The 26436-nt window shown below is 44.4% G+C and carries 15 protein-coding genes; 5 read left to right on the top strand and 10 right to left on the bottom strand.

Annotation, left to right across the window (positions count from 1 at the left end):
• Nucleotides 1-17: 17 nt before the first annotated feature.
• Nucleotides 18-1931: a methyl-accepting chemotaxis protein gene (locus KIH87_RS15305; protein WP_232358721.1), complete on the bottom strand. Its 1914-nt coding sequence runs from the start codon at nt 1929-1931 to the stop codon at nt 18-20.
• A gap of 278 nt (nt 1932-2209) precedes the next feature.
• Here KIH87_RS15305 and KIH87_RS15310 point away from each other — a divergent pair, with 278 nt between their 5' ends.
• The 3 genes from KIH87_RS15310 (at nt 2210) to KIH87_RS15320 (ending at nt 5578) form a co-directional block, all read left to right on the top strand.
• The gene (locus tag KIH87_RS15310) at nt 2210-3967 is read left to right on the top strand and encodes an acyl-CoA dehydrogenase family protein (RefSeq protein ID WP_232358722.1); all 1758 of its coding nucleotides are present in this window, start codon (nt 2210-2212) and stop codon (nt 3965-3967) included.
• Nucleotides 3968-4292: 325 nt separating this feature from the next.
• The gene (locus KIH87_RS15315; RefSeq protein WP_232358723.1) at nt 4293-4943 is read left to right on the top strand and encodes an OmpW/AlkL family protein; all 651 of its coding nucleotides are present in this window, start codon (nt 4293-4295) and stop codon (nt 4941-4943) included.
• 173 nt (nt 4944-5116) lie between these two features.
• Nucleotides 5117-5578, top strand: coding sequence for a methyltransferase family protein (locus tag KIH87_RS15320; protein ID WP_232358724.1), 462 nt, complete (start codon nt 5117-5119; stop codon nt 5576-5578).
• Here the strand turns inward: KIH87_RS15320 and KIH87_RS15325 are convergent.
• From KIH87_RS15325 to KIH87_RS15345, 5 genes are all read right to left on the bottom strand, one after another.
• Nucleotides 5575-5838, bottom strand: coding sequence for a DUF1289 domain-containing protein (locus KIH87_RS15325; RefSeq protein ID WP_232358725.1), 264 nt, complete (start codon nt 5836-5838; stop codon nt 5575-5577). The genes KIH87_RS15320 and KIH87_RS15325 overlap by 4 nt on opposite strands.
• 136 nt (nt 5839-5974) lie before the next feature.
• Nucleotides 5975-8050, bottom strand: coding sequence for a M13 family metallopeptidase (locus KIH87_RS15330; RefSeq protein WP_232358726.1), 2076 nt, complete (start codon nt 8048-8050; stop codon nt 5975-5977).
• A 291-nt stretch (nt 8051-8341) separates the two neighbouring features.
• Complete coding sequence (locus KIH87_RS15335) at nt 8342-11536, bottom strand: alpha-amylase family glycosyl hydrolase (RefSeq protein WP_232358727.1); 3195 nt, start codon at nt 11534-11536, stop codon at nt 8342-8344.
• 257 nt (nt 11537-11793) lie between these two features.
• The gene (locus KIH87_RS15340) at nt 11794-12249 is read right to left on the bottom strand and encodes a hypothetical protein (protein WP_232358728.1); all 456 of its coding nucleotides are present in this window, start codon (nt 12247-12249) and stop codon (nt 11794-11796) included.
• Between the two features lie 121 nt (nt 12250-12370).
• Complete coding sequence (locus KIH87_RS15345; protein WP_232361505.1) at nt 12371-16459, bottom strand: two-component regulator propeller domain-containing protein; 4089 nt, start codon at nt 16457-16459, stop codon at nt 12371-12373.
• A gap of 226 nt (nt 16460-16685) precedes the next feature.
• Here KIH87_RS15345 and KIH87_RS15350 point away from each other — a divergent pair, with 226 nt between their 5' ends.
• Together KIH87_RS15350 and KIH87_RS15355 are read left to right on the top strand one after the other, a co-directional pair.
• On the top strand, nt 16686-17990 hold the full coding sequence (locus tag KIH87_RS15350) for a M12 family metallo-peptidase (protein ID WP_232358729.1): 1305 nt from the start codon (nt 16686-16688) through the stop codon (nt 17988-17990).
• Nucleotides 17991-18049: 59 nt separating this feature from the next.
• Complete coding sequence (locus KIH87_RS15355) at nt 18050-19042, top strand: calcium-binding protein (protein ID WP_232358730.1); 993 nt, start codon at nt 18050-18052, stop codon at nt 19040-19042.
• Between the two features lie 155 nt (nt 19043-19197).
• On the opposite strand, the gene lpdA is transcribed toward KIH87_RS15355, so the two are convergent.
• From lpdA to KIH87_RS15375, 4 genes are all read right to left on the bottom strand, one after another.
• Complete coding sequence (gene lpdA / locus KIH87_RS15360; RefSeq protein ID WP_232358731.1) at nt 19198-20619, bottom strand: dihydrolipoyl dehydrogenase; 1422 nt, start codon at nt 20617-20619, stop codon at nt 19198-19200.
• A 286-nt stretch (nt 20620-20905) separates the two neighbouring features.
• On the bottom strand, nt 20906-22582 hold the full coding sequence (aceF, locus tag KIH87_RS15365) for a dihydrolipoyllysine-residue acetyltransferase (RefSeq protein WP_232358732.1): 1677 nt from the start codon (nt 22580-22582) through the stop codon (nt 20906-20908).
• A 21-nt stretch (nt 22583-22603) separates the two neighbouring features.
• Entirely contained in the window at nt 22604-25276 is a 2673-nt protein-coding gene (gene aceE, locus KIH87_RS15370) for a pyruvate dehydrogenase (acetyl-transferring), homodimeric type (protein ID WP_232358733.1), read from the bottom strand.
• A 160-nt stretch (nt 25277-25436) separates the two neighbouring features.
• Nucleotides 25437-26195 carry a GntR family transcriptional regulator gene (locus KIH87_RS15375; RefSeq protein ID WP_232358734.1) on the bottom strand — a complete coding sequence of 253 codons (759 nt, stop codon included), beginning with the start codon at nt 26193-26195 and terminating at the stop codon, nt 25437-25439.
• Nucleotides 26196-26436: the final 241 nt, after the last annotated feature.

The raw sequence follows: 26436 nt of genomic DNA on the forward strand, positions 1-26436 counted from the left end.
CTCCATTCCCCAAAGTATCAGGAACGATAAGAAGCCACTTGAGCGTCAAGCTGTCCAGACAAGCGCTGTAAAATATCACTGGCTTTCGCAACTTCATTGGAAGCCGCAACGCTTTCTTCTGTCTCACGTTGAATTTGTCTCAAATTTTGACTGATATTTTGCGCTACCTGAGCCTGCTCTTCTGTCGCTGTCGCCACCTGATTATTGATACCGCGTAACTGAGAAATCCCACGAGTGATACTAACCAAGGCTTGCTCTGCCGCGAGCATGGAATCAACGCCTTGTTGCGCCTGACCTTTACTGTCACCCATTAAAGCCACGGCTTTATTGGCTTCTTTTTGCAATTCATCAATGGTACGTTGAATCTCTTCTGTTGATTCAGCTGTACGTTTCGCCAGCGCTCTTACTTCGTCCGCAACCACCGCAAAACCACGCCCCATTTCACCGGCACGGGCGGCTTCAATAGCCGCATTTAAGGCAAGCAAATTGGTTTGGTCAGATACGCCTCGAATCACTTCTAAGACACCACCGATCGCTACCGTATGTTGCGCTAGCTTATCCACAACACTCGCCACCCTATCAACGTGACCAGAAAGCTGCTCAATAGAAGCTTTAGCCTTCAGAGACACATCTTGCCCTTGGGCACTGGCCTGTTCCAGCTCATTGGCAGTATCGGCAGCGGCATGAGCATTACTCGCTACTTCATTAACCGACTCGCCCATTTGACTAATCGCTACCACGACGTCTTCGGTATGAGTCGATTGCTGCTTACCTCTAGCCAAAAATAATTGCGCAGACTCAGCCACTCTGTCAGCTTCGCTACGAAGTCCATTACTGGTATTCGCCACTTCTTCCACTGTCTTTTGGATCTTGCTGACAAACGCATTGAATCCTTTTTGTAGCGCCACTAACTCTTCCGCTTGCTGTTCTTCCAATCGAATATCCAGGTTCGCTTCTGCCTTACCCAATTCAGCAAAAACATTTGCTAATTGAGTAATAGGTTTCGTCACCCTGTTAGCTGACCAAAATGCCATTACAGTAAAGCCAACGGCGACCACCAATATCCACAACAACATTTGTGTCAGGTTATCGTTTAACTCGGCAAAGACCTCACTTTCAGGCACCTGAGCCACAACATACCACCCCGCAGATTCAATATAACTACTGGCTATGTATGTGCTCTCTCCCTCAATATCGGTCTTTTTGAGAGTGAATGCTCGCTTACCTAAAAGGCTTTTACTAACATCGTTGCCATATAAGCCAGAAATATCGGTATTCAGTAATTTGCTGTTCTTATGGATCTGGATCATGCCGGCATGATCAACCAAGTAAACAAATCCGGTTTTCGCAATTTTGAAACTGTTCAGCATCTCAACCATTTGGTTAACTGAACGCCCAAAGCCCGCCAACATGCGTCCATCTGTTTGCTGGTAATTAACAAATAGCTTGGTCACACCATCCTCGGTGTATAAGCTTTTCATGCTCGATTGTCCGCTATCACGAAATGCAAAAAACCAGCTATCGTATTGGTCATTTTGCAACACGCGCAAAAAGCCCCCCTGATTCCAATAACGCGCTGTTTGGCGATCGGCTACCGAGACGTTGGTCAGGTCATATTGCTTTTGCAAGTGATTCAGGTATCGGATCAGCTTAGCCTCCTGATCAGCAGGATAGCCCGCCTTGTACCAATCCAGAATAAATTCATCTTGTGCTAATTGCTGAGTCGCATTTTGTAAAAGAGAGATTTCTTTATCGATTTGATTTCGGATCTGCCAAAGAATATTGGGTAATTCAACTTCCTGTAAGCGCTCCGACACCATATTTCTTGAGGATAGCTGCCCAATTAAACCAACCATTAGGGTTGAACTGATAACAGCGACTAATAACGACAATGTGAGTTTTTGTTTTATCGATAAAGCAGATAAATTCATACAATTAGATAACCTTCGTTCAAACAGCTTCCTTTTCAACACTAATATTCCTATCCCCAACCGGGAATTCGACTGACCCTCAACCTTAAATAAAAAATCGGCTAAAGCAAGTTTTTTAACCGAGCTTTATTTTAGAACCTGAGTTTAACGATCATAAGTGGATAGATATCTACACAATCGGCGCAAATAAGAGCTGATAAAGTTACTGGCACTTGGCAAGGGTATTCGCTAAACTAATCAACTCATCTGACCACTTAAATATTAACCAGGAGTTACCCATGCCGGAATACCGCGCTCCACTCACAGACCAGCAATTCCTTCTACATGAATGGTTGGACATAGCCGGTCATTATCAACGCATTGGTAAAGGCGACTTCGACCAAGAGCTTATCAACGAAATATTACAGCAAGGCGCCAAGTTTGCAGAAACCGAGCTGGCTCCATTAAATCGCAATGGCGACGAACAAAGCTGTAAGCTAAGTGATGGTAAAGTCACCACGCCTGACGGCTTCGCCAGTGCTTATCAGAACTACATCGAAAATGGCTGGAACGCCATGCTGGGCAGTGAAGATTTTGGTGGTCAGGAATTACCTTATTCAATGGCAGTGCCATTTCATGAAATGATGATTTCTGCCAACCTGAGCTGGCGCCTGATCAGCATGCTGACAGAAAGCTCCATCCTGGCTCTGGACAAACATGCCGCAGACTGCCTGAAAGAGATTTATCTGCCCAAACTGGTATCGGGTGAGTGGACAGGCACTATGTGCTTAACCGAGCCTCAAGCAGGAACCGACCTGGCGTTATTGAACACCAAAGCAGAGCCTCAAGCCGACGGCTCCTACCTGATCAGCGGCAGCAAAATCTTCATTTCCGGTGGTGATCAGGATTGGACTGACAACATCATCCATCTGGTTCTGGCTCGCTTACCCGACGCACCTCCTGGCGTAAAAGGCATCAGCCTGTTTATCGTTCCTAAATTTCTGCCTAATGACAATGACGAGTTCAATGTACCGAACACATTAGGTGTGGGTAGTTTGGAACATAAGATGGGTTTGAAAGGTTGCCCAACTTGCGTTATGAACTTTGACAGCGCCAAGGGTTGGTTGGTTGGTCAGGAAAACAATGGCTTGGCCTGCATGTTCACCATGATGAACGACGCTCGTTTTCAAGTAGGCTTACAAGGATTAGGCATTGCCGAAGCGGCTTATCAGGGTGCTGTTGCCTACGCTAAAGAGCGCTTGCAATCAAGAGCGCCTCAGGGTGTACAGCAACCAGACCAAAAAGCCGATGCCATTATCCACCAGCCTGATGTACGTCGTATGTTGCTGACACAAAAAGCATTGACCGAAGGTTGCCGAGCATTAGCACTGCTATACGCCAAGAATATGGACATTGAGCGTTTTGGCACAGATCAAGAGAAGCATCAAGCCGGCGAACTGCTCGCATTTCTGACTCCGATTGCCAAAGCCTTCTTTACCGATGTCGGTCAGGAATCAGCACAAATCGGTGTACAGGTGTTTGGTGGTCATGGTTTTATTCGTGAATGGGGCATGGAACAGCTTATTCGTGACAGTAGAATCACCCAGCTATATGAAGGCACTAACGGCATTCAGGCACTGGATCTGATTTCCAGAAAACTGACCCGTGACGGCGGCAAAAAACAAGCAGTTACTCTTGCTTACTTCCAGGAAATCGCTAACAACATCAGTAACGCCAAAGATAAAGAACTGGCTTTGAGTATTCTTGCTGAATGGGATCAGGTATCTCAGGCACTGATGGGACAATCTGGCGAATATGTCGCATCCGGTGCTTACGACTACCTTCTGTTTAGCTCCTACAGCCTGATTGGCGTTTGCTGGCTAAGTATGGCTGACACCGCAAGCCAAAGTGACAATGAAGTGCTAAAAGCGAGCAAGAGAAAAACCTGTGATTTCTACATCAAACGTTTATTGCCTAAAAAGGAGCTGCACAAGCAATCCCTTACTTTAGGTAGTGAAGACCTGCTGGCATTAAAAGAAGACGAATTTATCGTTTAACTCTTTGCGTTTCAGATATCCTTGGTGAAAAGGCTTCTTGATATATAGAAGCCTTTTTCTTTTTCACTCATGTGAAAACTTGCAATTCCAGCAATACTGAGCAATATTTTTCTTGGGTACAAACCTTTGCTTATATTTCGCTCACAGAGAACGAAATTTATGCACAAAGATCAAAATGCTCAGGTTATTTACCCCTTCTAGATCATAGGTTGAGCGGTTTGCAGCACAACCACCACCTGCTGTTGATTCAGATCAAGATGTCGGATCTCTATAGTCCGATAATACCCGCAGAAATTAAGCACAACACAATTTAGGAAGCACACACATGTTAACTAAAAAACTGGCAATTGGTATTTTCGCAGCAATGGCAGGTTTATCCTGGGGTACCAGTGCCTACGCAGCAGACGCAGGCGACTGGTTGGTAAGAGGACGTATCATCAACGTTAACCCTAACGATGATTCTGGTGAAGTCACCGGCATTTCGGGTTCTGGCGTATCTGTCGATAGTGCTACCACGGTTGAACTGGATTTTACCTATTTCCTCAACAACAACCTGGCGCTTGAACTTATTTTGGCAACGACAAGCCACGATATTAATGGTGCTGGCACAGTTGCGAGCCTTGGCAAAGTCGTAGACACCATGGTATTGCCACCCACATTAACCTTGCAATATCACTCTGACATTAGCGAAGGTGTTCGCGCCTATGCCGGTATCGGTGTGAACTACACATTGTTCTACAGCGAAGATGGTACTGGTGCGTTTGAAGGTGCCGATGTTGATCTGGACAGTTCATTTGGATTGGCCGGTCAAGTTGGTTTTGACTTCGACTTGAACAAAGATTGGTTCCTTAACGTGGATGTTAAATATATCTCCATCGACACCACTGCCGAAATCAATACAGGCACATCCATTTTGAAAGTGGATGCTGATATCGACCCTTGGGTATTCGGTATTGGTATCGGTACCAAGTTCTAAGGATTAACAAAATCCACCTCGGCGTGTTGGGATTTCATCGTTCCCAATGCGCCCTGTCACTCTTCTCTTGTTCTACTCTCACTTGTCATAGAAAGTAGAAAGCAAAAGGATTTGCTGTTTTTCTCCAGCCATATATCCTGAGTTCACATTGATTCGACAATACATAAATAACAATGAAAGTTCTGGAAACCAAAATTCCGCCGCTTTTAATGGTGGTTATTTTTATCGTAATCATGTGGTTAATGGATAGCCTTATCCCTGCCATAGCAATCCCCCCAATGTATGCAACCACTTTCTCCATACTGATACTTATCATTGGAGGATTGTTCAGCGCTTTGGGTGTACTGGGATTCAGACAAGCACAGACCACGGTCGATCCGACCAAACCAGAAAAGTCCAGTTCACTGGTAACACAAGGTGTGTATCAATACAGCCGCAACCCAATGTACGTAGGCTTCTTATGCTTCATTCTGGCGTGGGCACTGTTTTTAAATAATCTGTCGCTATTCCTGTTCGGATGGTTGTTTGTTCCCTACATGAATCGCTTCCAGATAAAAATTGAAGAAGACGTGTTGCTAAAGATATTTGGGCAGGAATATCAGGAATACATGAACAAGGTCAGACGCTGGCTTTAAGATTTTGGGGAATTATCTCCCCACAAATCCATTTGCTCCTTATCAGCCGCATCGCCGTCCTTCTTCATGGCTGCGCGTTCGGCGCGTTTCCTGCGCATGGCACAGGCTTTTAAAATCTTACGCTTCACATCATCATCCAGTTTTTGCCAATGCAAACGCTCATCTCGACTTCTAAAGCATCCTAAACAAAATCCATTTGGCCCGGCTTGGCAGACACCAATACAAGGACTCGGGATTTCAAAGATTTCAATTTGCTTCAAAGTCAGTTACCAATCTCAAGGGAAAAGGGAATCGTTGATTTTAATCATGCCAAACATGCATTAAAAAAGGCAGCAGGAAAACCTACTGCCTTTTCGCCTGGCTATCAAGTATTAATGATAGCGAGCAGGATTCAAGTTACCAGATAACGACGCGCTCAGCTGGCTCAACATACATGCCGTCGCCTTTTTCAACACCGAAAGCATCATAGAAACCGTCGACATTAACCAAAGGTCCAATAACACGGTAACGAGAAGGTGAATGACTGTCACTCAGGATTTGAGCACGCAATCTGTCTTCACGATACTTTGAACGCCATGCTTGTGCATGTCCAAGGAAGAAACGTTGTTCGCCAGTGAAACCATCGATAACAGGCGCTTCTTTACCATGTAAAGACAACTTGTAAGCTTTATAGGAAATAGCAACACCCGCTAAATCACCAATGTTCTCACCTTTAGTCAATTGACCATTGACATGCAAGTCTTCGATTGGCTCATAGGCATCATACTGAGCCGCCAAGCGCTCACCCAATACGTCAAAAGAGCTACGGTCACTGTCTTTCCACCAGCTACGCAAATTGCCATCGCCGTCGTATTTAGAACCCTGGTCGTCAAAGCCGTGACCAATCTCATGACCGATAACCACACCGATCGCACCATAATTCACTGCATCGTCCGCTTCCATATCAAAGAAAGGAGGTTGCAAGATACCAGCAGGGAACACGATTTCATTGCGTGTAGGGCTGTAATAAGCATTGATGGTTTGTGGTGTCATCCCCCAGTCAACAGGATCCACTTTCTGAGCAATACGTTTAACCCAGAAATCTTGCTCAAACTTGTTTGAACGCATGTAATTACCGACCAAATCATCAGCTTTGATTTCCAATGCTGAGTAATCACGCCATTTGTCGGGATAACCAATCTTGGGAGTGAATTTATTCAATTTTTCCAATGCCGCTTTCTTGGTGTCTTCAGACATCCAATCCAGCTGTTTGATACTCTCACCGTAAGCAATAGTCAGGTTCTCAACCAAGGCAGACATTTTTGCTTTCGCTTCAGGCGTAAAGTGTTTCGCTACATACTGTTGACCCAACACTTCACCAAGTACGGTACTCGTCGCATTTACTGCACGTTTCCAGCGAGGTTGATTCTCAGGCACACCATTCAAAGCGGTTGAATGAAATGCAAAATTCAAATCGACGAAGTCTTTACTTAAACGTGGTGCATAGGTATCCAACAATTTGAAAGTCATGAAGGCTTTCCATGTTGTAACATCTGTTGCAGCAAATAATTCAGAAAACGTTTGGAAATAAGGCAAGTTGCGAACTACCACTTCCTGAGCATTCTCCAAGCTGGATGCTTTCGCATAAGCATCCCAGCTAAAATCCCCCATCAACGCAGTCAATTCTGCTTTGGTATGACGATTATAGTTTTTCTCTGCATCACGGCTTTCAACACGACTTAAGTGCTTCTGAGCAATTTGAGTTTCTAAAGCAACAATAGCTTCTGCTGCTTTATCTGCACCTTCGTAACCGCCTAAAGCCAACAAATCAGCAATGTATTTTTGAAGGTCAGCACGGAAGTTTACGTACTTATCTTCATCTTTCAGATAGTAATCGCGGTCAGGTAAAGTCAAACCTGACTGATACATATACATGGCATACTTTTCAGGATCTTTAGCATCAGGCCAAACGTAGAATCCGAATGGTGCCTCAACGCCCACTTCGAATAAGGTTCCCATCATTGCCGCTACACCTGACTTGTCTTTCACGGCTGCAATCGCATCCAAATCAGACTGCAAAGGCTTAACACCTAACTCATTAGCCAGGGTTTCGTTCATGTAACTGTTGTACATGTCACCCAGCTTCTGGTTGTTAGCGTTGCTCTTGTCAGTAGACGACGCTGCGTCTTGAATAATAGTTTTCAGGTTTTCCTGTGTTCTGTCGTGAACGACATTGAACATGCCAAAACGCGATTTATCGGCAGGAATTTCAGTTTCTGCCAACCAGTTACCATTGGCATACTGATAAAAATCATCTTGAGGGCGCACTTGCTTATCAATAGCGCTCAGGGTCAAACCGGACTTCAGCACAACCGCTTCAGCTTTAGTTTCTGCTTTTGCGGTAGATTGCGTTTCTGAATCGTTAGGGCCACAGGCTGTCAATGTTCCCAGTGCCAGGGAAATTGCCGCAGCAATAGAAAGACTCTTGTTCATTTTATTTCCTACGAACTACTTATTATATCGAATAAACCCAGGGTCGGATGAACAGTGGGCGATGTTAATAATCTTGATACAAAATTTAACAAAACACGCAGTCTAATCCTTGTTGCAACAAGACGCAAAACCCAATAAAAAGCAACGAAAGGATTAAGTGTAATTAAGTGTGACGAGTCTGGATGAAATTTTAAGAGAAACAGAAAGTTAGATTGTCTATATATGCAATAAACAGATTCAACAGAAGAACATCCCTGTTCTATCGAATTTCTATAAAAAGATAACCGGGTTCTATCTTAAGTAAGTACCATCAACGCCAATCTTACCTGGGCCATTAAGCACATAAACACCAATACTGTTGCCTTTAACCGTAAAGCTGATTGAACCACCAGACACATTGATAATATTACCTGTTACAGCATCTTTATATGTACCGTTTGGAACACCCGACACAGTAATATTCTGATTTGAACCCGCAGCCAATCCAACAACGGCATAACTGTTTTGTGCAGGATAATCACGCACAAAACTCATACCTGAACCCCACTCGTTCACCTTGGTTGTCGGTGCTTTTTGCAAGGCAGGAATCGCTTTGCGGATCTGGTTTAAACGCTTGATGTGTTGGTACAACGGATGTGACTGAGTTGTCGCCAGGTCATCCAAATGAGGGCCATAATAAGCGCGACCGGTTTGATCCACGGTATCGTTAGCGTTAGCGATGTCTTGCGGTAAGCCCGCCTGGAACATGATTTCCTCACCATAGTACAGGGTTGGAATACCACGGTTTGTCCACAACAGGTTATATACCAAAGCCGCGTTAGACTCTGCACCGCCATAACGGTATTTAAAGTCATTGTCCGGGCCCACATCATGGTTCTGGAAGAAGGTCACCAGCTTGGTAGCATCACCATAAATCCAGTCCCAACCTAACATGCCACCAATGCCACCTAAACTCCCATGAGTCACATTGTCACGGAATGTAGAGAAGATAGAGAAATCCAGTACAGAGAAACCGGAATCACCACCACCATTAGGATTCGATGGGTCTTGCGTTGTACGTGTGTACCACCAAGGGCGGATCACGGCTGAAGCATTATCATTAGCAATTTCAGACCCTAAGCCAGTGCCTTTTACCAGGTTTTCACCAAACACAAACAAGTCAGGTTTATGCGCTTTCCAGTTGTTCACATATTCCAACAATTCGTCACGCTCAACGTGCTTCACGGTATCCAGGCGAATAGCGTCTACGCCCATATCCAGATACATGCGAATAGCACCATTAATGTAGTCTTTTACATTTTGATTTCCCGTTGCCAAATCAATGGTGTCGCCAGCCATATGTTTTTTCTGTAGTGCAAGTGGATTTTCCCAGTCACCACCGGCCATGAAGCCATCAAGGTGATACCAGTTTGGATCCAATCCTTGAGCATCAATGCCAAAGAAGCGATTTGGATCGTAGCCAGCTAGCGGTACAGTGGTTCCGGTTTTAGGATCAACTAGCGGAACAATGCCATCAGGATCAGAATTGTGGCGGTCTCTAAACCACTGCGGCGCTGCGCTGTTATCGTTGTCATCACGATTGGCAGCCTGATAATCACCCAAGTTACCGAAATACGGATCATTAGAGATTTGACCTTGAGTGCTACCTGCAGGCACGTAGTATTTAATCGGCAAATGGTCGATCCAGACCTGATCACGTAAACCATATTGGCTGGAGTGGTTGATGACCACGTCTTGTACTACTTTCAAGCCTTTCGCATGAGCAGCATTAATCAAGTCCTGATAAGTGGCATCGGCAGATTCCAGACGAGGGTCGACTTTATAGAAGTCGTATGCATGATAACCGTGATAATCCAGACCACTACGATTTTCTACTGGTGGCGTTACCCAAATCGCAGTGAATCCCAGATCCTTGATGTAATCCAGCTTGGAGATCAAACCTTTAAAGTCGCCTCGCCAATGTGGGTCGCCTGCTTTAATACGATCGCGGTTGTAGTAGTTGTTGCTGCTATCACCGTCATAGAAACGAGCGGTAAGCAGGAAGTAGATAGTCTCTTCACGGAAATCAACGCTGCTTTGTTCACCAATGAAGTAAATAAAGCTTTGTTGCTGCTGATTACCAGAAGCGTCTACAGCCAGGGTTTTAATAGTCAGATCGGCGCCACCGCCAACATCTTGCGCCAGAATCGTCTCGCCCGTGTACTGCTGAGAGCTGGTGGTTGGCGTTGAGCCATTGGTGGTGTAATACAATACGGGTGCTGTGTCTTCATTATCAGTGATACTCAAGGTAATCGACTGACTCGCAACATAGTTGCCTGCAGCAGGGTTAGCCGTTACAGAAGGAGGCGTCATGTCTACACCTGCCACAGCGGTAGCAGTCACAGTAAGCGTATTGGCATTGAAGCAAATATCGTAAGTGGTATTCGCACTCACCACATAATCTTGCGCCGGATAGCTATCGGTCCAATCAGCATAATGGTCGATTTTAAATCGTGGTGAACCACCTGTATCGCCTGTGCCAAAAGCTTGCTGAGTACAATAATTGATATTGTCTGAGGTGCTCATTTGAGTGGCAGACCACGCATTAGGTGTACCACGGAAGTACCAACTATCAGCAGGTTGCTCGTTCTGCACAGTAATCGTCACAGAAGCACTGCCTGTCGCACCTTGGTCGTCTGTGACCGTCAAACTAACGGTTTGCGCTCCAACCGAGTTAAAGGTAATGCTGGTGGTTTGTGTTGTAGCACCATTACTCCAGCTATAACTGGCAATGCTGCCGTCCGGGTCTGAGGAACCCGCGCCACTAAACAGGATCTGAGCACCAACGGTAACGGTTTGGTTCGCTGGCGAAATCGCGGCAGAAGGAGACAGGTTGCCTGATTTAGGCGTCAGGCTATAGGTTAACGTGTCTTCGTTAACTTCAACCACATATTCACCAGAAATGCTGGTGTAGATATCTCCACCGGTAAAATCGAGAATGCCGTCGCTTTCGTTATCACCGTAATTCTGAGACCAATCACCTAACACATCGAATTTAAAGCGCTGGTTCGCTTCACCAGTGAAATTAATATTGGCTTGCCAAAGACTGGACGAAATGCGCGTCATTGCCGTATTTGCCCAGGCATTAGGCGTACCACGGAAATTAAGGCTTGGGAAACCGTTCACATCGCCACAACTGGCAACCTGAGTGGCAGTTACCGCTTTAGTGCTGGCATCGAACCCAATAATGTAGCTGGTATTAGCACTAACTGTGTAGTCAGTAGAGGGATACGCCTCACCCCAATCACCAAAGCGATCCACTTTAAAACGTGGGCCGCCACCGCCGTCACCCGTACCAAACTGCTGACAAGTCTGAAATTGATTCCCGGAGACAAAATCCATTTGTGTTGAACCCCAGGAATTCGAAGTCCCTCGGTAAAACCATTCAGCGTGAGATACTCCGCTGAACAGTACAAGGGTTACTGCTAAAACCGATGTTGATCTCATTAAAAATGTCCTGTGTTAGTAAACGTTAATAAATTTACTTATTGATAACAATTTTTTTACCAACCCAAGTATCGGCTAATTGACTATTCAGTAAACAGTATGAATTCGTATTCATCCTCCAGTGCATACGTATGCATCTATTTTTTACCTGAATTGAAGTGAAAAATAACAGCGGATAACGACATACCCAGGCGGTTGAAATCAAATCGCAGCAGAACACCAAATTAAACTACCGTGAAACGGTTTAAAAACAAAAGCTACCCCCCTTGGCAATTACACTGCCCAAGTGAAATTGGTAGTTTTTTATTTCCCGACTGTAGATAAAGATTGTAATTAAAATTCATTCCCGAAGTGATAGAGAGACCACCTATATAAAATTCAAACTCAATGTCACTTGCTTGTCCCAATCCGAGCTTTATATCCACAGCGATTTGACAAATCTCATACGGTCCTTGTGGTTTGGCTTCATTTAGCATCGCATTGAAGTCAAGTTGTCTGGTAGAAGCAAACTGACCATTAAAATACGTTACAAGGCTGGCTGTTTGATTGTCATTAATCTGAAAAAGCCCATCCTGATACTCAAAATATAATGTTAAGTCATTCGACTCTTCCGGGCTCATAGATTCTATAGTCATGGTCTGAGAGAAACTGTAATTCTGTGGTTCACAAGAGCAGGAATACGGCAAGGCAGAACTAAAACTCGATGGTTGCATCACAGCCCCCTTTTCAAATTAGGTTTTATTTTTACACATACTAACACCCAATAGACATTTCAGAAAATAGCAATATCGTGCAAATGGGTGGCAGCATAAAAACTAAAACCAACCCAGCCAATCATTCAAGTCGAGATTCAATATATTCGGTAGGTGAAATACCATAATGCGATTTAAAACTGCGAGAAAAATAATTTTGAGACTGAAAGCCTACATCTAAAGCAGCCTGGGTAACTGTCATTCCCTTTAATAATAATTGTTCAGCTTTTGATAAACGATAACGACGAATATATTCATTCACCGTAATGCCTGTCATCGCTTTCACCTTTCTTAGCAAAGTGCGTGGTGTAAAATGCATTTCATTTGCCAGCCATTCAACATTGAGCTCAACATTTTGATAGTGCTCTTCTACCAATAATTTAAAACTGTGCATAAACCCGCTTTCTTGCTTTTTCAGCGATGCCGATTCTGTTGAGGCGTCGACCAATGCCTGGCTTAACTCATTCAAATGTTTCTGTTGTTGCACCGCAATGAGATCCAGATGATTCCGAATTTTAAGATTCAATTCTTCGCCATCAAAGGGTTTGGAAAGATAATCATCAGCCTTTGCCTTCAACCCTGAAAGCCGGCTTTTTCTATCATTTAATGCGGAAAGCAAAATAACAGGAATATGGTTTGTACGAGAATCATCTTTGATAAGCTTGGTTAACTCAAAACCATCTTTGCCCGGCATCATCACATCTGAAATAATGATGTTCGGGATATCCGTTTGTGCAACTTCCACTCCCTCATCAACTGAATTTGCAGTTAACACCTGATAATGCTCGTCGAGTGAATCTTTGATGTAGCTACACATTTGGGGATTATCATCAATAATCAAAATCGTAGCGCCCGTGATAATATTTTCTTCCTCAACGAACATGGGCATATTAGAAGTTGTATCGTCCTCTTTTACATCATTGGATTTTCTATCTGACTTGAGTTGCACTGGAACACAAATATCGGGTAATAATTCCCTTTCCATCGGAAAAATAACCGAAAATTGAGAGCCACGCCCCAATTCACTAACAATGCTAATCCTTCCTCCAAGCTTTTCAACCAATTGCCTAACCAGTGCCAAGCCAATCCCAGCTCCAGGACTAAACACCTGCATTGGATTACGAATACGCGTGAACCGCTCAAAAACCCGGCTTTGATCTTCCAGGGAAATACCAACGCCAGTATCTCTGACACTAATAACAACGTGCTTTTCATCATGCTCGCCCACACTCAATTCAACATGTCCACCTTCGGGCGTGTACTTTAAAGCATTGGATAACAAATTAGAGACTATCTTTTCCAATGCATCTTCACTGCAATGAATGAGAAAATCCCCTGAACACTGTAACGAAAATTCAATATTCTTCCCTTTGAAAGCAGATTCAAAACTGAAATACATGAAGCTGGCTGTATCACTAACAGAAACAAGCGTTAGGTCAGTCTCTTTTACATATTCAAACCTGGCCATATCCAATAGTTGATCAACCATCACCAACATTCGCTCGGCATTATCTCGGGCAATTTCTACATTTTTCCTTGTTTTACCATCCCTTTCTGTATCCAAAACCGTTTTAAGTGGCCCAAGTATTAACGTCAGAGGAGTTCTAAACTCATGAGATACATTGGCAAAAAGCGTATTTTTCTGTTGTAACAACTCTTCAATGGTTGCGGTTCTTACTCTTACTTTTTCACGCAGAACTTCATTTAACTTCACCGTTTTATAGGTTCTCCAATGAATAAAAAACCAGATGCATAAAACAAAAGTAGCGGCATAAATACCATAAGCGACACTCGACAAATACCAAGGCGGCAATACTAGAATTTGTAGCTTATTGTCAGCCTCACTCCATACACCATCACGATTACTCGCTTTCACTTTAAAGTTATACGAACCCGCAGGAATATTGGTGTAGGTAGCTATGCGCCGGGAAGAATCCGTTGATATCCATTCATCATCCCAACCATCGAGTTTATAAGAATATTGATTACGTAAAGGATCGGAAAAATGCAGTGCTGAGAATTCAATTGAAAACAACCGGTGTTCTGCGGTCAAAGTAACCGCTTTCTGGGCATATATCGGATAGCTTTTTATAGCGATATCAGGCGAGCTATCGTCTTGAAAATTAACCGGCTTATTGGCGAGTAAAAAGTCGGTTAACACAACTTCCGGAGGAGTTTCCGATGTGGGAATTTGCTCTGGGTAGAAACGATTAAAACCATTAATGCCACCAAAATACAAAGCCCCGTCCTTACCTTTCATATCCGCATCCCAAAAACTGAATTGCTCATTCTGCACACCATCGTCAACCGAATAGTGATGAAAGGTTTCATTAACCGGATTAAAGCGTGCAAGGCCATTATATGTACTCAACCATAAATCACCTTTTGCATCATCCTGAATTCCCGCCACAACATTATTAGGCAGTCCATCTTGTTCCTTGTAATGAATAAAATGATGATGATTCTTGTCGTAGAGATTCAGCCCACCTCCCATGGTTCCAATCCATACTCTTCCAGATTGATCCTGATACAGAGATAAAACGATATCGTTATTTAAACTGTATTTATCATCCTGTTTATGTCGAAAACTCTCTATTATTGTTCTTCTTGGATTAATTCTATTGACCCCACCATCATGAAAACCAACCCATAGAAACCCACTTCGATCTTCCAATAAACTTGATACACGATAATGATTAATGCGAAATAAAGACTCGGATTCAGGAGTAAATTGAGTAAATTGATTAGTAACAGGATGGTATCGAAAAAGTCCGTCGGAAAAAGTACCAAACCACATGTATCCCTGGCTGTCTTCCAGTATTGAAAGCACAAAGCTATCACTCAGAACAGGATCAAATCCCGCCACCTGAACCATATTTTTAAACTCACCAGAATCAACGAAATAACAAAACAAGCCTTTTTCTCTGGTTCCTATCCATATATTCCCTCGACTGTCCTGATATAAGCTTTTAACAGACACGGCATTCTCACCGACCGTATCTCGCCCCCAGATCTGCCGCTGAAACACTAACTTCTGAGACAGTATGTGTAACCCATTCTCGGTTCCAATCCAAATTTCGCCATTAGCGGTTTCAATAATATCGTTGACCGTATTTTTAGACTGGGTGGCTTTGTCTACACCAAAATAGCGATAATGAGCGAAAGCCGTACTCTGCTGATTAAGTTTGAAGAGTCCTTGAGCGTGGGAACCAAACCAAAGTTGCTTGTCTCGATCCTGATAAATAAGATTAATTCGATTAATGCCATAAAATCCTCTACCAAGGGCTCTAACCGACACATAAGCACCAGATGCTCTGCGATATACTTTCAACCCATCCGCAGAATCAATCCAAAGATTGCCATCCAGATCTTCAAATAATGAAAAAACTTCCGCCGTTTCTGGAAATGGAGAACGACACAAATGTTCCCGACCATCAGACATGGTTTCTATGCACAATAATCCCTTATCCGTTGTTGCAGCCCATAACACGCCCTGACTATCTACATGTAAAACATTGACTTCCCCGGTCGTTAACGGCTCACCTTTCGGTAAATTTACAATCTCTAACTTTTGAAAATGCTGTGTCGTTAAATCCAGCTTACCTATGCCATTTTCTTTAGTACCTATCCATAATATCTGGCGATTTTTATCTAAAGCTAACACTCTAATACGATCACCATTTAAGGAATCCGGATCATTATCATCATGCACAAATCGGACAACATGTTCCGATTTCGGATCGAAACGATTTAATCCACCACCATAAGTGCTAATCCAAAGATAACCTTTTGAGTCTTGTGTGATTCGGGAAACTTTATTACTACTTAACGAATCCTCGTTCATAGGATCGTGACGATAATGAGTGAACTTCATTGTCTCTGGATCAAGGCGATTTAGCCCGTTAAACGTGCCAATCCATATGATGCCATCCCGATCTTCAAACAAAGCAAATATGTGGTCACTAGATAGGGTATTGCTTCCCCCTTCACCTGACTTAAAAGTCGTGAATTGATAGCCATCAAACCGATTCAACCCTGAATTTGTACCAACCCAGATAAAGCCCCGTCGGTCTTGAACAATCGCTCGAATCGTATTTTCAGACAGTCCATCGGCAGAGGTGTAATTAGTGAAGTGATAATTCAGTGAAAATCCAAAGCCTTGAAAGGACATAAACAATAAAGCATACCCCATACATCTACACAGCGTAGTCAAATACTTAGAAGTCATTGTTTTCTTCACTGGAACGCACGTTGTCGGATTCCTGCTGACGAATGTCAAAAATGTGCATGTACCAAGCTCGCATTGATAGGTAGCTTTATTATCCGAAAAGGATAGCACAACCCTTTCAGGAATATGAATATCACTATGACATTTACGATATAAAAAGAGACAAACCATGAAAAAAAGCAAATTAGCCACGGCGTTTATTGCTTGTATAAGCATCAGCCCATTAATTCATGCAACGCCTTTAAACATGGAACTCAACACTCAGGTACAAAAGGAAACCTACAATAACGATCTTTTCACGTATGAAACATCTCGCTCCTCATCTATTTCAGAAAGCCCGGTCTACTTGAAACTGGTTAATGACCCCAATGTTATTTCTGTTCAACAAGTCAACATCAATACAAGTGCCATTGATGGAGCCAGTTCAACACTTAACCTCAATCTTGGCCCAGGAATGACCTTTACAGCCAAAAACTCAGAAAGTTACTGGTTGAGTAGTAAGTACCAAGCCTGGACCGGATATATTGAGACAGGTGTAAATTCAACTCTGCAACCAGGTGAAAAAAAGCTCAATCTTAACCACATCAACCTTGTTAAAAACAACAATCGAGTTCGTGGTCAATTTAATATTGGTGACAGAAATTTTGAAATTCGTACAACAGAAGAAGGGGCATACATTCTAACTGAGCTCAACTATCTGAATTTACTTGAGGAAGACTTACCTAACGATATGACGCAACTGAAAGGTGAAGAAGAAACCTCGAGTAGAGTAAGCTCTGAACTTTCACCTTCGGCAACCTCAGCCACTATCAGAATTATGCAAATCGCCACGCCAGAAGCTGTGTCCGCAGAAGGTGGTCAAAACTCAATGCTGGACAGAATGTACAGCCACTTAAGTATCACCAATCAAATATATGCCAACAACGGGCTCTCAATCACAGTACAAAATGCGGGGATGTATAACACTGGAACGAGCGAGCTAAGCAATTTCAATAGCAATTTAACTGGCTTGGTTAATACCAGTGATGGCTATCTCGATGACTTTGCCGGCTACATCCGTGACGTACAAGGAGCTGACGTCGTTGCGCTTATTGCACACGGCCCGTCTTCTGGTCTATGTGGCAGAGCAAGTGCCATCAAAGCATCAGCAAGTAATGCATTTTTTATTATGAGCACAGGTTTGAGCTGTGAATATACAAAATCTTTCACTCATGAATTAGGGCATTTATTTGGAGCCAGACACGACGCAGCTCACGATTCGAGCACATCACCTTACGCTTACGGACACGGCTATGTGAACACTGGGGCAGGAATAAGATCCATTATGGCAACCAATTCCAACCCCGGTACGCGAATACTAATGCTATCTACAGATGATCAAACCTACTCAGGTGCAACCATTGGAACAGCTGCTCTGGAAGATAACGAAAGAGTGCATGATGTAAGAAAGTCAGTCATGGCTGGTTTCCGTTAAAAAACAACGCTTCACAAAAAAGAAAAATTCAATTTAGACAAATTAAACGAGATAGAAAAATGAATAGAAATACAAAACTTATTAGCAAAGGTTTCACTGCCAGCCTTATCACTCTGGCTCTATTTAATGCATCAGCAGCTTATGCAGATTTCTGCCCGATGCCAATTGGTACTCCAGGAAATATACTCACTGGTACTGCTGGTGACGACACCGTTTACCTAAACAGTGGTTCAATCGGACATGCATCAATCTACAATGACGCAATTACTGGCGAAGGTGGTAACGACACTCTGTACGCCAACAAAGGCGATGACTGTATTCACGGTGGTAGCGGTAACGACATTCTAGGTGGCAACGACGGTAATGACCTTCTAATTGGTGGTAGCGGCGACGACATTCTATATGGTGCCAGTGGTGACGATACACTGGATGGCGGCCCTGGTACAGACGAAATATATGGCGGTTCAGGCAACAACAGAATCATTGGACGCGATGGCAGCACCGATATGCTGGACGCCAGTAAAGGCAGCGTTATTGCTCTGTTGGATCACCATGATCAAAGAGTAAATCTGGGTAGTGACGACAAAGTGATTATGCTGGTTGCTGTAAACGGCACAATGATATCCAACGCAGGACAAACCTACTTTGGCGGCGAAGAGAACAACGTCTACATGTTCTACAATACAAATGAATCCGGTAAGTTGAAAAAGGCACTATCTGTAGAAATGGATTTATCTCAATCTGCTCAATGGATGCTCTCTGCTCATGTTGCCCAAACCGAGAAGCTGGATCTGCTGTCGATGAAAGAATCGACTGAGCAACAAGGAGTAAACATTTCAGATTATCAAGGCAACAACCAATTAGTGTTTGTTGGCATGTCTGACTTTGATTTGCAGTTTACTCAACAAGGAAGCAAGGTAGCCATTTCAAATCAAAATGGTGTTCAACTTGGTTCATTGGATGGCGCTTCTTTTAACAGCATGTCATCTTTCCAATTTGAAAATGGCACGTTGAGCAACAGAGAAATGCAGCAACGTCTTGTTAATCAATAAACCGAATATTCAATAAACAAGACGCGTATTTATCAAACAAAAAGGCCGCTCGGGATTACCCAGCGGCCTTTTTTAATTCGCTATGCCTAAAATTATCGAGTTCAAGGCTGAAAGCGGAACGTAGAAGCACTACTTGAGCACTTCTAAATACTCGCCTATTTCTTTTTCGCTTTAGGGTTAGGTAAATCGGTGATACTGCCTTCGTATACTTCCGCAGCCAAACCGATAGACTCATTCAGTGTCGGGTGAGCGTGAATGGTCAATGCGATATCTTCTGCATCTGCACCCATTTCCACTGCCAAGCCGATTTCGCCCAGCATTTCACCTGCGTTGATACCGATCATCGCGCCGCCCAGAATACGGTGGCTGTCTTTATCGAAAATCAACTTGGTCATACCTTCAGTTCTGCCAGAAGCAATGGCGCGGCCTGATGCAGCCCAAGGGAAAGTAGCGGTTTCGTAATTAACACCCTGCTCTTTCGCTTCTTTTTCAGTTAAGCCAACCCATGCCACTTCTGGGTCAGTGTAAGCCACTGATGGAATGCACTTAGGATCGAAGTAGTGCTTCATACCAGCGATAACTTCTGCCGCTACGTGGCCTTCGTGAACCGCTTTGTGCGCCAACATAGGTTGACCAACCAAGTCACCGATCGCGTAAATGTGAGCAACGTTGGTTTTCATTTGCTTATCAACATTGATGAAACCACGCTCATCAACGGCAACGCCCGCTTTGTCAGCATCAACCAACTTACCATTTGGACGACGACCAACCGCAACCAATACTTTGTCGTAACGAACAGGTTCAGCAGGCGCTTGCTTGCCTTCGAACGTCACGTACAAACCATCGTCTTTAGCTTCAACCGCAGTCACTTTGGTTTCCAACATCACGTTGAATTTGTCTTTTACATACTTCTGGTAAATCTTGATGATGTCTTTGTCCGCAGCAGGGATAAGTTGGTCCAGGAACTCAACCACATCAATCTGGCTACCCAAAGCACGGTAAACCGTCCCCATTTCCAAACCGATGATACCGCCACCCAATACCAACATTTTCGCTGGAATGTCTGCCATTTCCAAAGCGCCAGTTGAGTCGATAACACGAGGGTCGTCATGAGGAATGAAAGGCAATGCTACTGGCTCAGAACCTGCTGCAATAATCGCATTGTCGAAAGTAATAGTGGTTTTGCCATCTTTACCTTCAACTTCCAGCGTATTGGAACCTGTAAATTTACCGTAACCTTGTACATGCTTGACCTTACGCATTTTAGACATGCCAGCCAAACCTTTGGTTAATTGACCAACAACAGAGTCTTTCCAGCCTCTTACCTTGTCCAGATCAATTGTAGGTTCACCGAACGTTACACCATGAGCGGCCATTTCTTTGGCATCGTCAATCACCTTTGCTACGTGCAAAAGCGCTTTAGATGGAATACAACCAACGTTCAAACATACACCGCCAAGAGTTTCTCTGGCGTCTACAAGAACGGTTTCAATGCCTAAATCAGCTGCTCTGAAAGCAGCAGAATATCCGCCTGGACCGGCGCCCAGCACAACTAGCTGAGTTTTCATTTCACTCATGGGGTGACCTCAATGACTTTTTGATACAAGGTTAATTGTTCTAACTATCTAACTAATAGTGGTGTCGATGTCTTTTATTGCGCTTTTGTTTTACGCTTATTTTGCTGTTTCTTCTCTTCATTGCCTTCCTTGCCTTCCTTTATATCCCTTGGCATCGACACACAAATATCGAATCCGAGACAAAATGTTCTCAATTCTGGCCCGGATTCAATTTTTTATACTTTGCGGGCGCAATTCTAACGAGCTGCGCCCTATAAGGCAAAGGGTTAAAGCAGGTTTCTACCTGTTAAAGCACCAACCTGCGTATATCACCTAATACCCCAGACAAATGAACAGCGAATCGAGCGGCTACAGCCCCATCAATCACACGGTGATCGTATGACAACGATAATGGCAACATCAGTCTCGGTTCAAAGTCTTTGCCGTTCCATTTCGGCTTAATTTCACTCTTCGATACACCAAGAATAGCAACGTCTGGCGCATTAACGATTGGCGTAAATGCCGTACCACCAATACCACCCAAGCTGGAAATAGTGAAGCAGCTACCCTGCATATCCACCGCTTTCAGTTTGCCATCGCGTGCTTTCTCACTGATTTCCATCAACTCACGCGACAATTCCATGATGCCTTTTTTGTCGACATCACGAACCACCGGCACTACCAAGCCTCCCGGTGTGTCCACCGCGATACCAATATGATAGTACTTCTTCTGAATAAGTGATTCGCCCGACTCAGATAAAGAAGAATTAAATACCGGATAAGCCTGTAATGCACTGGCAACCGCCTTCATGATGAAAACCAACGGGGTGATCTTCACATCAGACTTCTGCTTCTGCCCAATGGCATTCTGGTCTTTACGGAATTGTTCAACATCCGTGATATCCGCTTCTTCAAATTGAGTTACATGAGGAATGGTGACCCAGTTACGATGCAGGTTTGGCCCGGAAATCTTCTGAATGCGCGTTAGTGGCACTTCTTCAACTTCACCAAACTTGGCAAAATCCACTTTTGGTGGAGCGAGCACTTGCAAACCACCTGAGCCAGAAGCAACAGAAGAACCTGCATTCATCTTGGGTCGAGACAGTTCATACTTCACGTAGGATTGAACATCTTCTTTCAGGACACGGCCTTTGCGTCCTGAGCCATTAACCAGACTCAAATCAACACCAAACTCTCGTGCTAAACGACGCACGGAAGGCGACGCATGCACTTTGCCGCTTTTCTCTTTTTCACCCGCGGAAGGGTGATGAGGTACAGGTGGCGCTTTAATTGGAGCCGCTTGAACCGGTGCTGAGACGGCGGTACTGGCAACAGGTTCAGGAGCCGCAACAGGCGCTTGCACAGGAGCAGATACCGCTCCTGCCACTTCCAGTAACAACACCAATGAACCTTGCGAAACCTTATCGCCTACTTTTACTTTCAATTCTTTAACGACTCCCGCTTGTGGCGCAGGAACATCCATCGTAGCCTTGTCTGTTTCAAGCGTAATTAAGCCCTGTTCTTCTTCCAGAGCATCACCTACAGCAACCAACACTTCAATCACGTCAACATCCGACGCATCACCAATGTCAGGCACTTTGACTTCAATAATTTTCGGCTCGCCACTGGCGACAGGAGCTGGCGCGACTGGTGCTGGTGCAGATTCTGCAACGGGTGCAGCTTCTACAGGTTTTGCTTCTTCCTGAACCGGTTCAGGCACAGCTTCTGCCGGAGCCGCCGCTGCATCCGCGCCAGACATTTTCATGATCAAAGTGTTTTGACTAACTTTGTCACCCACTTTAACCAATATCTCGCCGACAACGCCGCTAAAAGGAGCCGGAATATCCATGCTGGCCTTATCACTTTCAACCGTAATAAGTGCTTCTTCTGCTTCGACTGTATCGCCAACTGCGACACAGATTTCAATCACTTCAACTTCATCACCGCCCACATCAGGAACGAGTACATCTTTCATAGTTGCCATCAGAAGTTCTCCTGTTCCTAATTACGCGTAAAGCGGGTTGATCTTCTCTGGATTGATGTCGAAACGTTGCATCGCATCAACCAGAACGGATTTATCCAAATCACCGGCTTTCACTAATTCATACAAGCTGGCGATGGCGATGTACTTGGCATCCACTTCAAAGTGATGACGCAAGTTAGCGCGGCTGTCAGAACGACCGAAACCGTCTGTACCCAACACTTTATAAGCGCCCGGGACAAAGGCTCGAACCTGATCAGAATAAGCTTTCAGATAGTCAGTGGCAGCGATCGTTGGCCCTTTATTGCCTTTCTCCAATACTTTGGTGATATAAGGCGTTTTCTGATTACCATCAGGGTGCAGCATGTTGTAACGCTCAACATCCAGGCCATCACGACCCAATTCGTTGAACGAGGTCACACTGTAAACCTCAGAACTAATGCCAAACTCTTCTTGCAACAACTTCGCAGCTTCACGCACCTGTAACAAAATAGTGCCGGAACCAAGTAGCTTCACTTCAGCTTTAGCGTCTTTGGCAACCACATCATCCAGTTTATAGATACCTTTTACGATACCTTCCTCAACACCTTCAGGCATTTCAGGTTGAATGTAGTTCTCGTTCATCACGGTCAGGTAATAGAACACGTTTTCCTGTTCTTCACCCATACGACGCAAGCCGTCTTGAACGATAACCGCAACTTCATAACCATAGGTTGGGTCGTAACTGATACAGTTCGGGATCATGTTCGCTTGCAATAAGCTGTGGCCATCCTGATGCTGCAAACCTTCACCATTCAGTGTGGTTCTTCCTGCCGTACCACCGACCAGGAAACCGCGAGCCTGTGAGTCACCAGCCGCCCATGCCATGTCACCAATACGTTGGAAACCAAACATGGAGTAGTAAATATAAACCGGGATCATTGGCAGGTTATTGGTGGAATAAGACGTACCCGCCGCTAACCAGGAAGCCATTGCGCCCAGTTCGTTGATACCTTCCTGTAATACCTGACCTTTCTTGTCTTCGCGGTAATAAGCAACCTGATCCACGTCTTGTGGTTCGTATTTCTGGCCTTCATGAGCATAAATACCCACTTGACGGAACAAGCCTTCCATACCAAAAGTACGCGCTTCGTCAGGGATGATTGGCACAATGCGCTTACCAATTTGCTTGTCTTTGAGCATGGCTGTCAAAATACGGACAAAAGCCATGGTAGTTGAAATTTCACGATCATTAGAGCCTTTCAACACGGCATCAAAGGCTTTTAACGGCGGTGCAGGCAATTCTTCCGTACTCTTCGCCAAACGACGCGGCATAAAGCCATTTAATGCATCGCGACGAGTACGTAAGTATTTCATTTCCTCACTCTCGTCATCAAACTTGTAGTAAGGCAGTGAAGCTAACTCTTCATCTTTAATTGGAATATTGAAGCGGTCACGGTAAGCACGAATGCTGTCCATATCCATCTTCTTAACCTGGTGAGCGATGTTCTTACCTTCACCGGCAGCACCCATGCCGTAACCTTTAACGGTCTTAGCCAAAATAACCTGTGGGCGACCTTTGGTTTCAACAGCACGTTTGTAGGCTGCATACACTTTGACCGGATCGTGACCACCACGGTTTAAGCGCCAGATATCATCGTCAGACATGTTAGAAACCATGTCTTTTAGTTCAGGATACTTACCAAAGAAGTGTTCACGAGTGAATGCACCACCTTTGGCTTTAAAGTTCTGATACTCACCGTCAACGGTTTCGTTCATCAGCTGCAATAGCTTGCCAGAAGTATCACGGGCCAATAGAGGATCCCAGTAGCGACCCCAAATGACCTTGATCACTTCCCAACCGGCACCACGGAAAGTCCCTTCCAATTCCTGAATGATCTTGCCGTTACCACGAACAGGGCCGTCTAAGCGCTGTAAGTTACAGTTGATAACGAAAGTCAGGTTGTCCAACCCTTCACGGGTTGCCAAACCGATTGCACCCAAGCTTTCTGGCTCATCAACCTCACCATCGCCCATAAAACACCATACGCGCTGGTTAGAACAATCTTTAATGCCACGGTCTGTCAAATATTGCAGGTAACGAGCAAGATAAATGGCTTGCATTGGACCCAAGCCCATCGATACCGTTGGGAACTGCCAGAAATCAGGCATCAGTTTAGGGTGAGGATAAGAAGACAAGCCCTTGCCATCGACTTCCTGACGGAAATTGTCCAACTGTTCTTCAGTCAAACGGCCTTCAATGAAAGCACGTGAGTAAATACCCGGTGCAACGTGCCCCTGAATAAACAGGTAGTCACCACCGTCATTATCATTAGGTGCACGGAAAAAATGGTTAAAACCGATGTCATAAAGCATCGCAGATGAGGCAAAACTGGAAATGTGTCCACCGAGTTCCAAATTCTTTTTGGAACCACGCAATACCATCATCAGTGCGTTCCAGCGGATCGCTGAACGGATAGTATGCTCAATGGTTTGGTCGCCCGGCATCGTCGGTTCCTGACCAGCAGGAATCGTGTTGATATACGCAGTTGTTGCGTTAAAAGGTAAATGAGCCCCAGTGCGTCTGGCTTTCTCGATAAGCGTTTCCAACAAGAAATGCGCGCGGTCTACGCCTTCTTCTTCCAATACGGCTTCTAAAGCATCAAGCCATTCTTGCGTTTCTTGTGGGTCAAGATCAGGTTGCATCATATCAGACATGGTGCGTTCCTATTTGTTTGGTTGTTCTTCAGTAAGGATGGTGTTTCACCATACTACTTACCCTGTTCATCGTTGGAGACGCCAAAACCTAACTGCTCACCACTAAGGTCATTGGTTACTCCTGCATGTCATATAGACGAAGGCAGTCCCGCCTTTCTTATTATTCTTTTGTAATTTCAATGCGACGCAAAGCACGTTGCATTCGCGAATCCTGTCTATTAATTTCCAGTAGGGTTTGTTCAATAAAAGCCAAGTGTTCATTGCTGGCATGGCGAGCCTTTTCAGGGTTGCCAGCCACAATGGCAGACACAATCACTTCACGTTGCTTATGGATCTTTTCACAAGCATCCGGACGTACTTGCAACATCTTCAAGTTAGCCTCGATGTTTTCTTTCAGCAGTGACATCAAGTTGCCCATGACATGGCTTAACACCATATTGTGGGAACCTTTTGCCATGCAGAGATAGAAATCAGCAAGCTCTTTCGCCAAATCAGAAATCGCGCCTGTTGCCACTTCATTCTGCACACGTTTAAAGGCAGATTTCAGCGCATTGCAATCGTCCTCGGAACCACGCAATGCCGCGTAGTAAGCGGCCATACCTTCCAATGCATGGCGAAATTCCAACAAGTCGAATTGACCTTCTGGACGCGCAGCCACTAGTTGCATTAAAGGGTCGGTTACTTGAGGCGTGAGTTGTTCGGCGACATAAGTGCCACCACCTTGTTTGCGATACAGCAATCCTTTACTGACCAAGGTCAGAATCGCCTCACGCAAAGATGGGCGCGACACCGCAAACTGTGCAGCCAATTCCCGTTCAGAAGGCAAACGCTGACCAGGCAATAACTGACCATCGATCAACATGCTTTCCAACTGCTCGGCAATGACTTCCGCCAATTTTTTTGTTTGAATTTGACCCATATCGACATTTCGTTGCAGTGCATTCAAGGCGGTATTTTCAAAAACAAGAGTCTCAAAACAAGAATCTCAAGGCAGGAATCTCAACGCCGACTTAGGCAAACCCTTAAAACACTGACTATAGTAATTTGTGGTATTCTCATCCCCACTCCGGGTAAAAACCTTAAATATTAATTCAAATATTCAGACTAAACTCCGAAATGGTAAAATGGTCTTACCAATTTTGAACAAAAAGCATATACCA

Origin of the sequence: Paraneptunicella aestuarii, from assembly GCF_019900845.1 — a bacterium.
In the GTDB taxonomy this organism is placed as follows: domain Bacteria; phylum Pseudomonadota; class Gammaproteobacteria; order Enterobacterales; family Alteromonadaceae; genus Paraneptunicella; species Paraneptunicella aestuarii.

Bases quoted from the DNA above. Each gene is read 5' to 3' on its own strand.
- KIH87_RS15350 (WP_232358729.1), top strand. From the start codon at position 16,686: ATGAAAAAAAGCAAATTAGCCACGGCGTTTATTGCTTGTATAAGCATC.
- KIH87_RS15345 (WP_232361505.1), bottom strand. From the start codon at position 16,459: ATGTCCTTTCAAGGCTTTGGATTTTCACTGAATTATCACTTCACTAAT.
- KIH87_RS15355 (WP_232358730.1), top strand. From the start codon at position 18,050: ATGAATAGAAATACAAAACTTATTAGCAAAGGTTTCACTGCCAGCCTT.
- aceF (WP_232358732.1), bottom strand. From the start codon at position 22,582: ATGGCAACTATGAAAGATGTACTCGTTCCTGATGTGGGCGGTGATGAA.
- KIH87_RS15335 (WP_232358727.1), bottom strand. From the start codon at position 11,536: ATGAGATCAACATCGGTTTTAGCAGTAACCCTTGTACTGTTCAGCGGA.
- KIH87_RS15320 (WP_232358724.1), top strand. From the start codon at position 5,117: ATGAAAGTTCTGGAAACCAAAATTCCGCCGCTTTTAATGGTGGTTATT.
- KIH87_RS15330 (WP_232358726.1), bottom strand. From the start codon at position 8,050: ATGAACAAGAGTCTTTCTATTGCTGCGGCAATTTCCCTGGCACTGGGA.
- KIH87_RS15340 (WP_232358728.1), bottom strand. From the start codon at position 12,249: ATGCAACCATCGAGTTTTAGTTCTGCCTTGCCGTATTCCTGCTCTTGT.
- lpdA (WP_232358731.1), bottom strand. From the start codon at position 20,619: ATGAGTGAAATGAAAACTCAGCTAGTTGTGCTGGGCGCCGGTCCAGGC.
- KIH87_RS15305 (WP_232358721.1), bottom strand. From the start codon at position 1,931: ATGAATTTATCTGCTTTATCGATAAAACAAAAACTCACATTGTCGTTA.
- aceE (WP_232358733.1), bottom strand. From the start codon at position 25,276: ATGTCTGATATGATGCAACCTGATCTTGACCCACAAGAAACGCAAGAA.
- KIH87_RS15375 (WP_232358734.1), bottom strand. From the start codon at position 26,195: ATGGGTCAAATTCAAACAAAAAAATTGGCGGAAGTCATTGCCGAGCAG.
- KIH87_RS15315 (WP_232358723.1), top strand. From the start codon at position 4,293: ATGTTAACTAAAAAACTGGCAATTGGTATTTTCGCAGCAATGGCAGGT.
- KIH87_RS15310 (WP_232358722.1), top strand. From the start codon at position 2,210: ATGCCGGAATACCGCGCTCCACTCACAGACCAGCAATTCCTTCTACAT.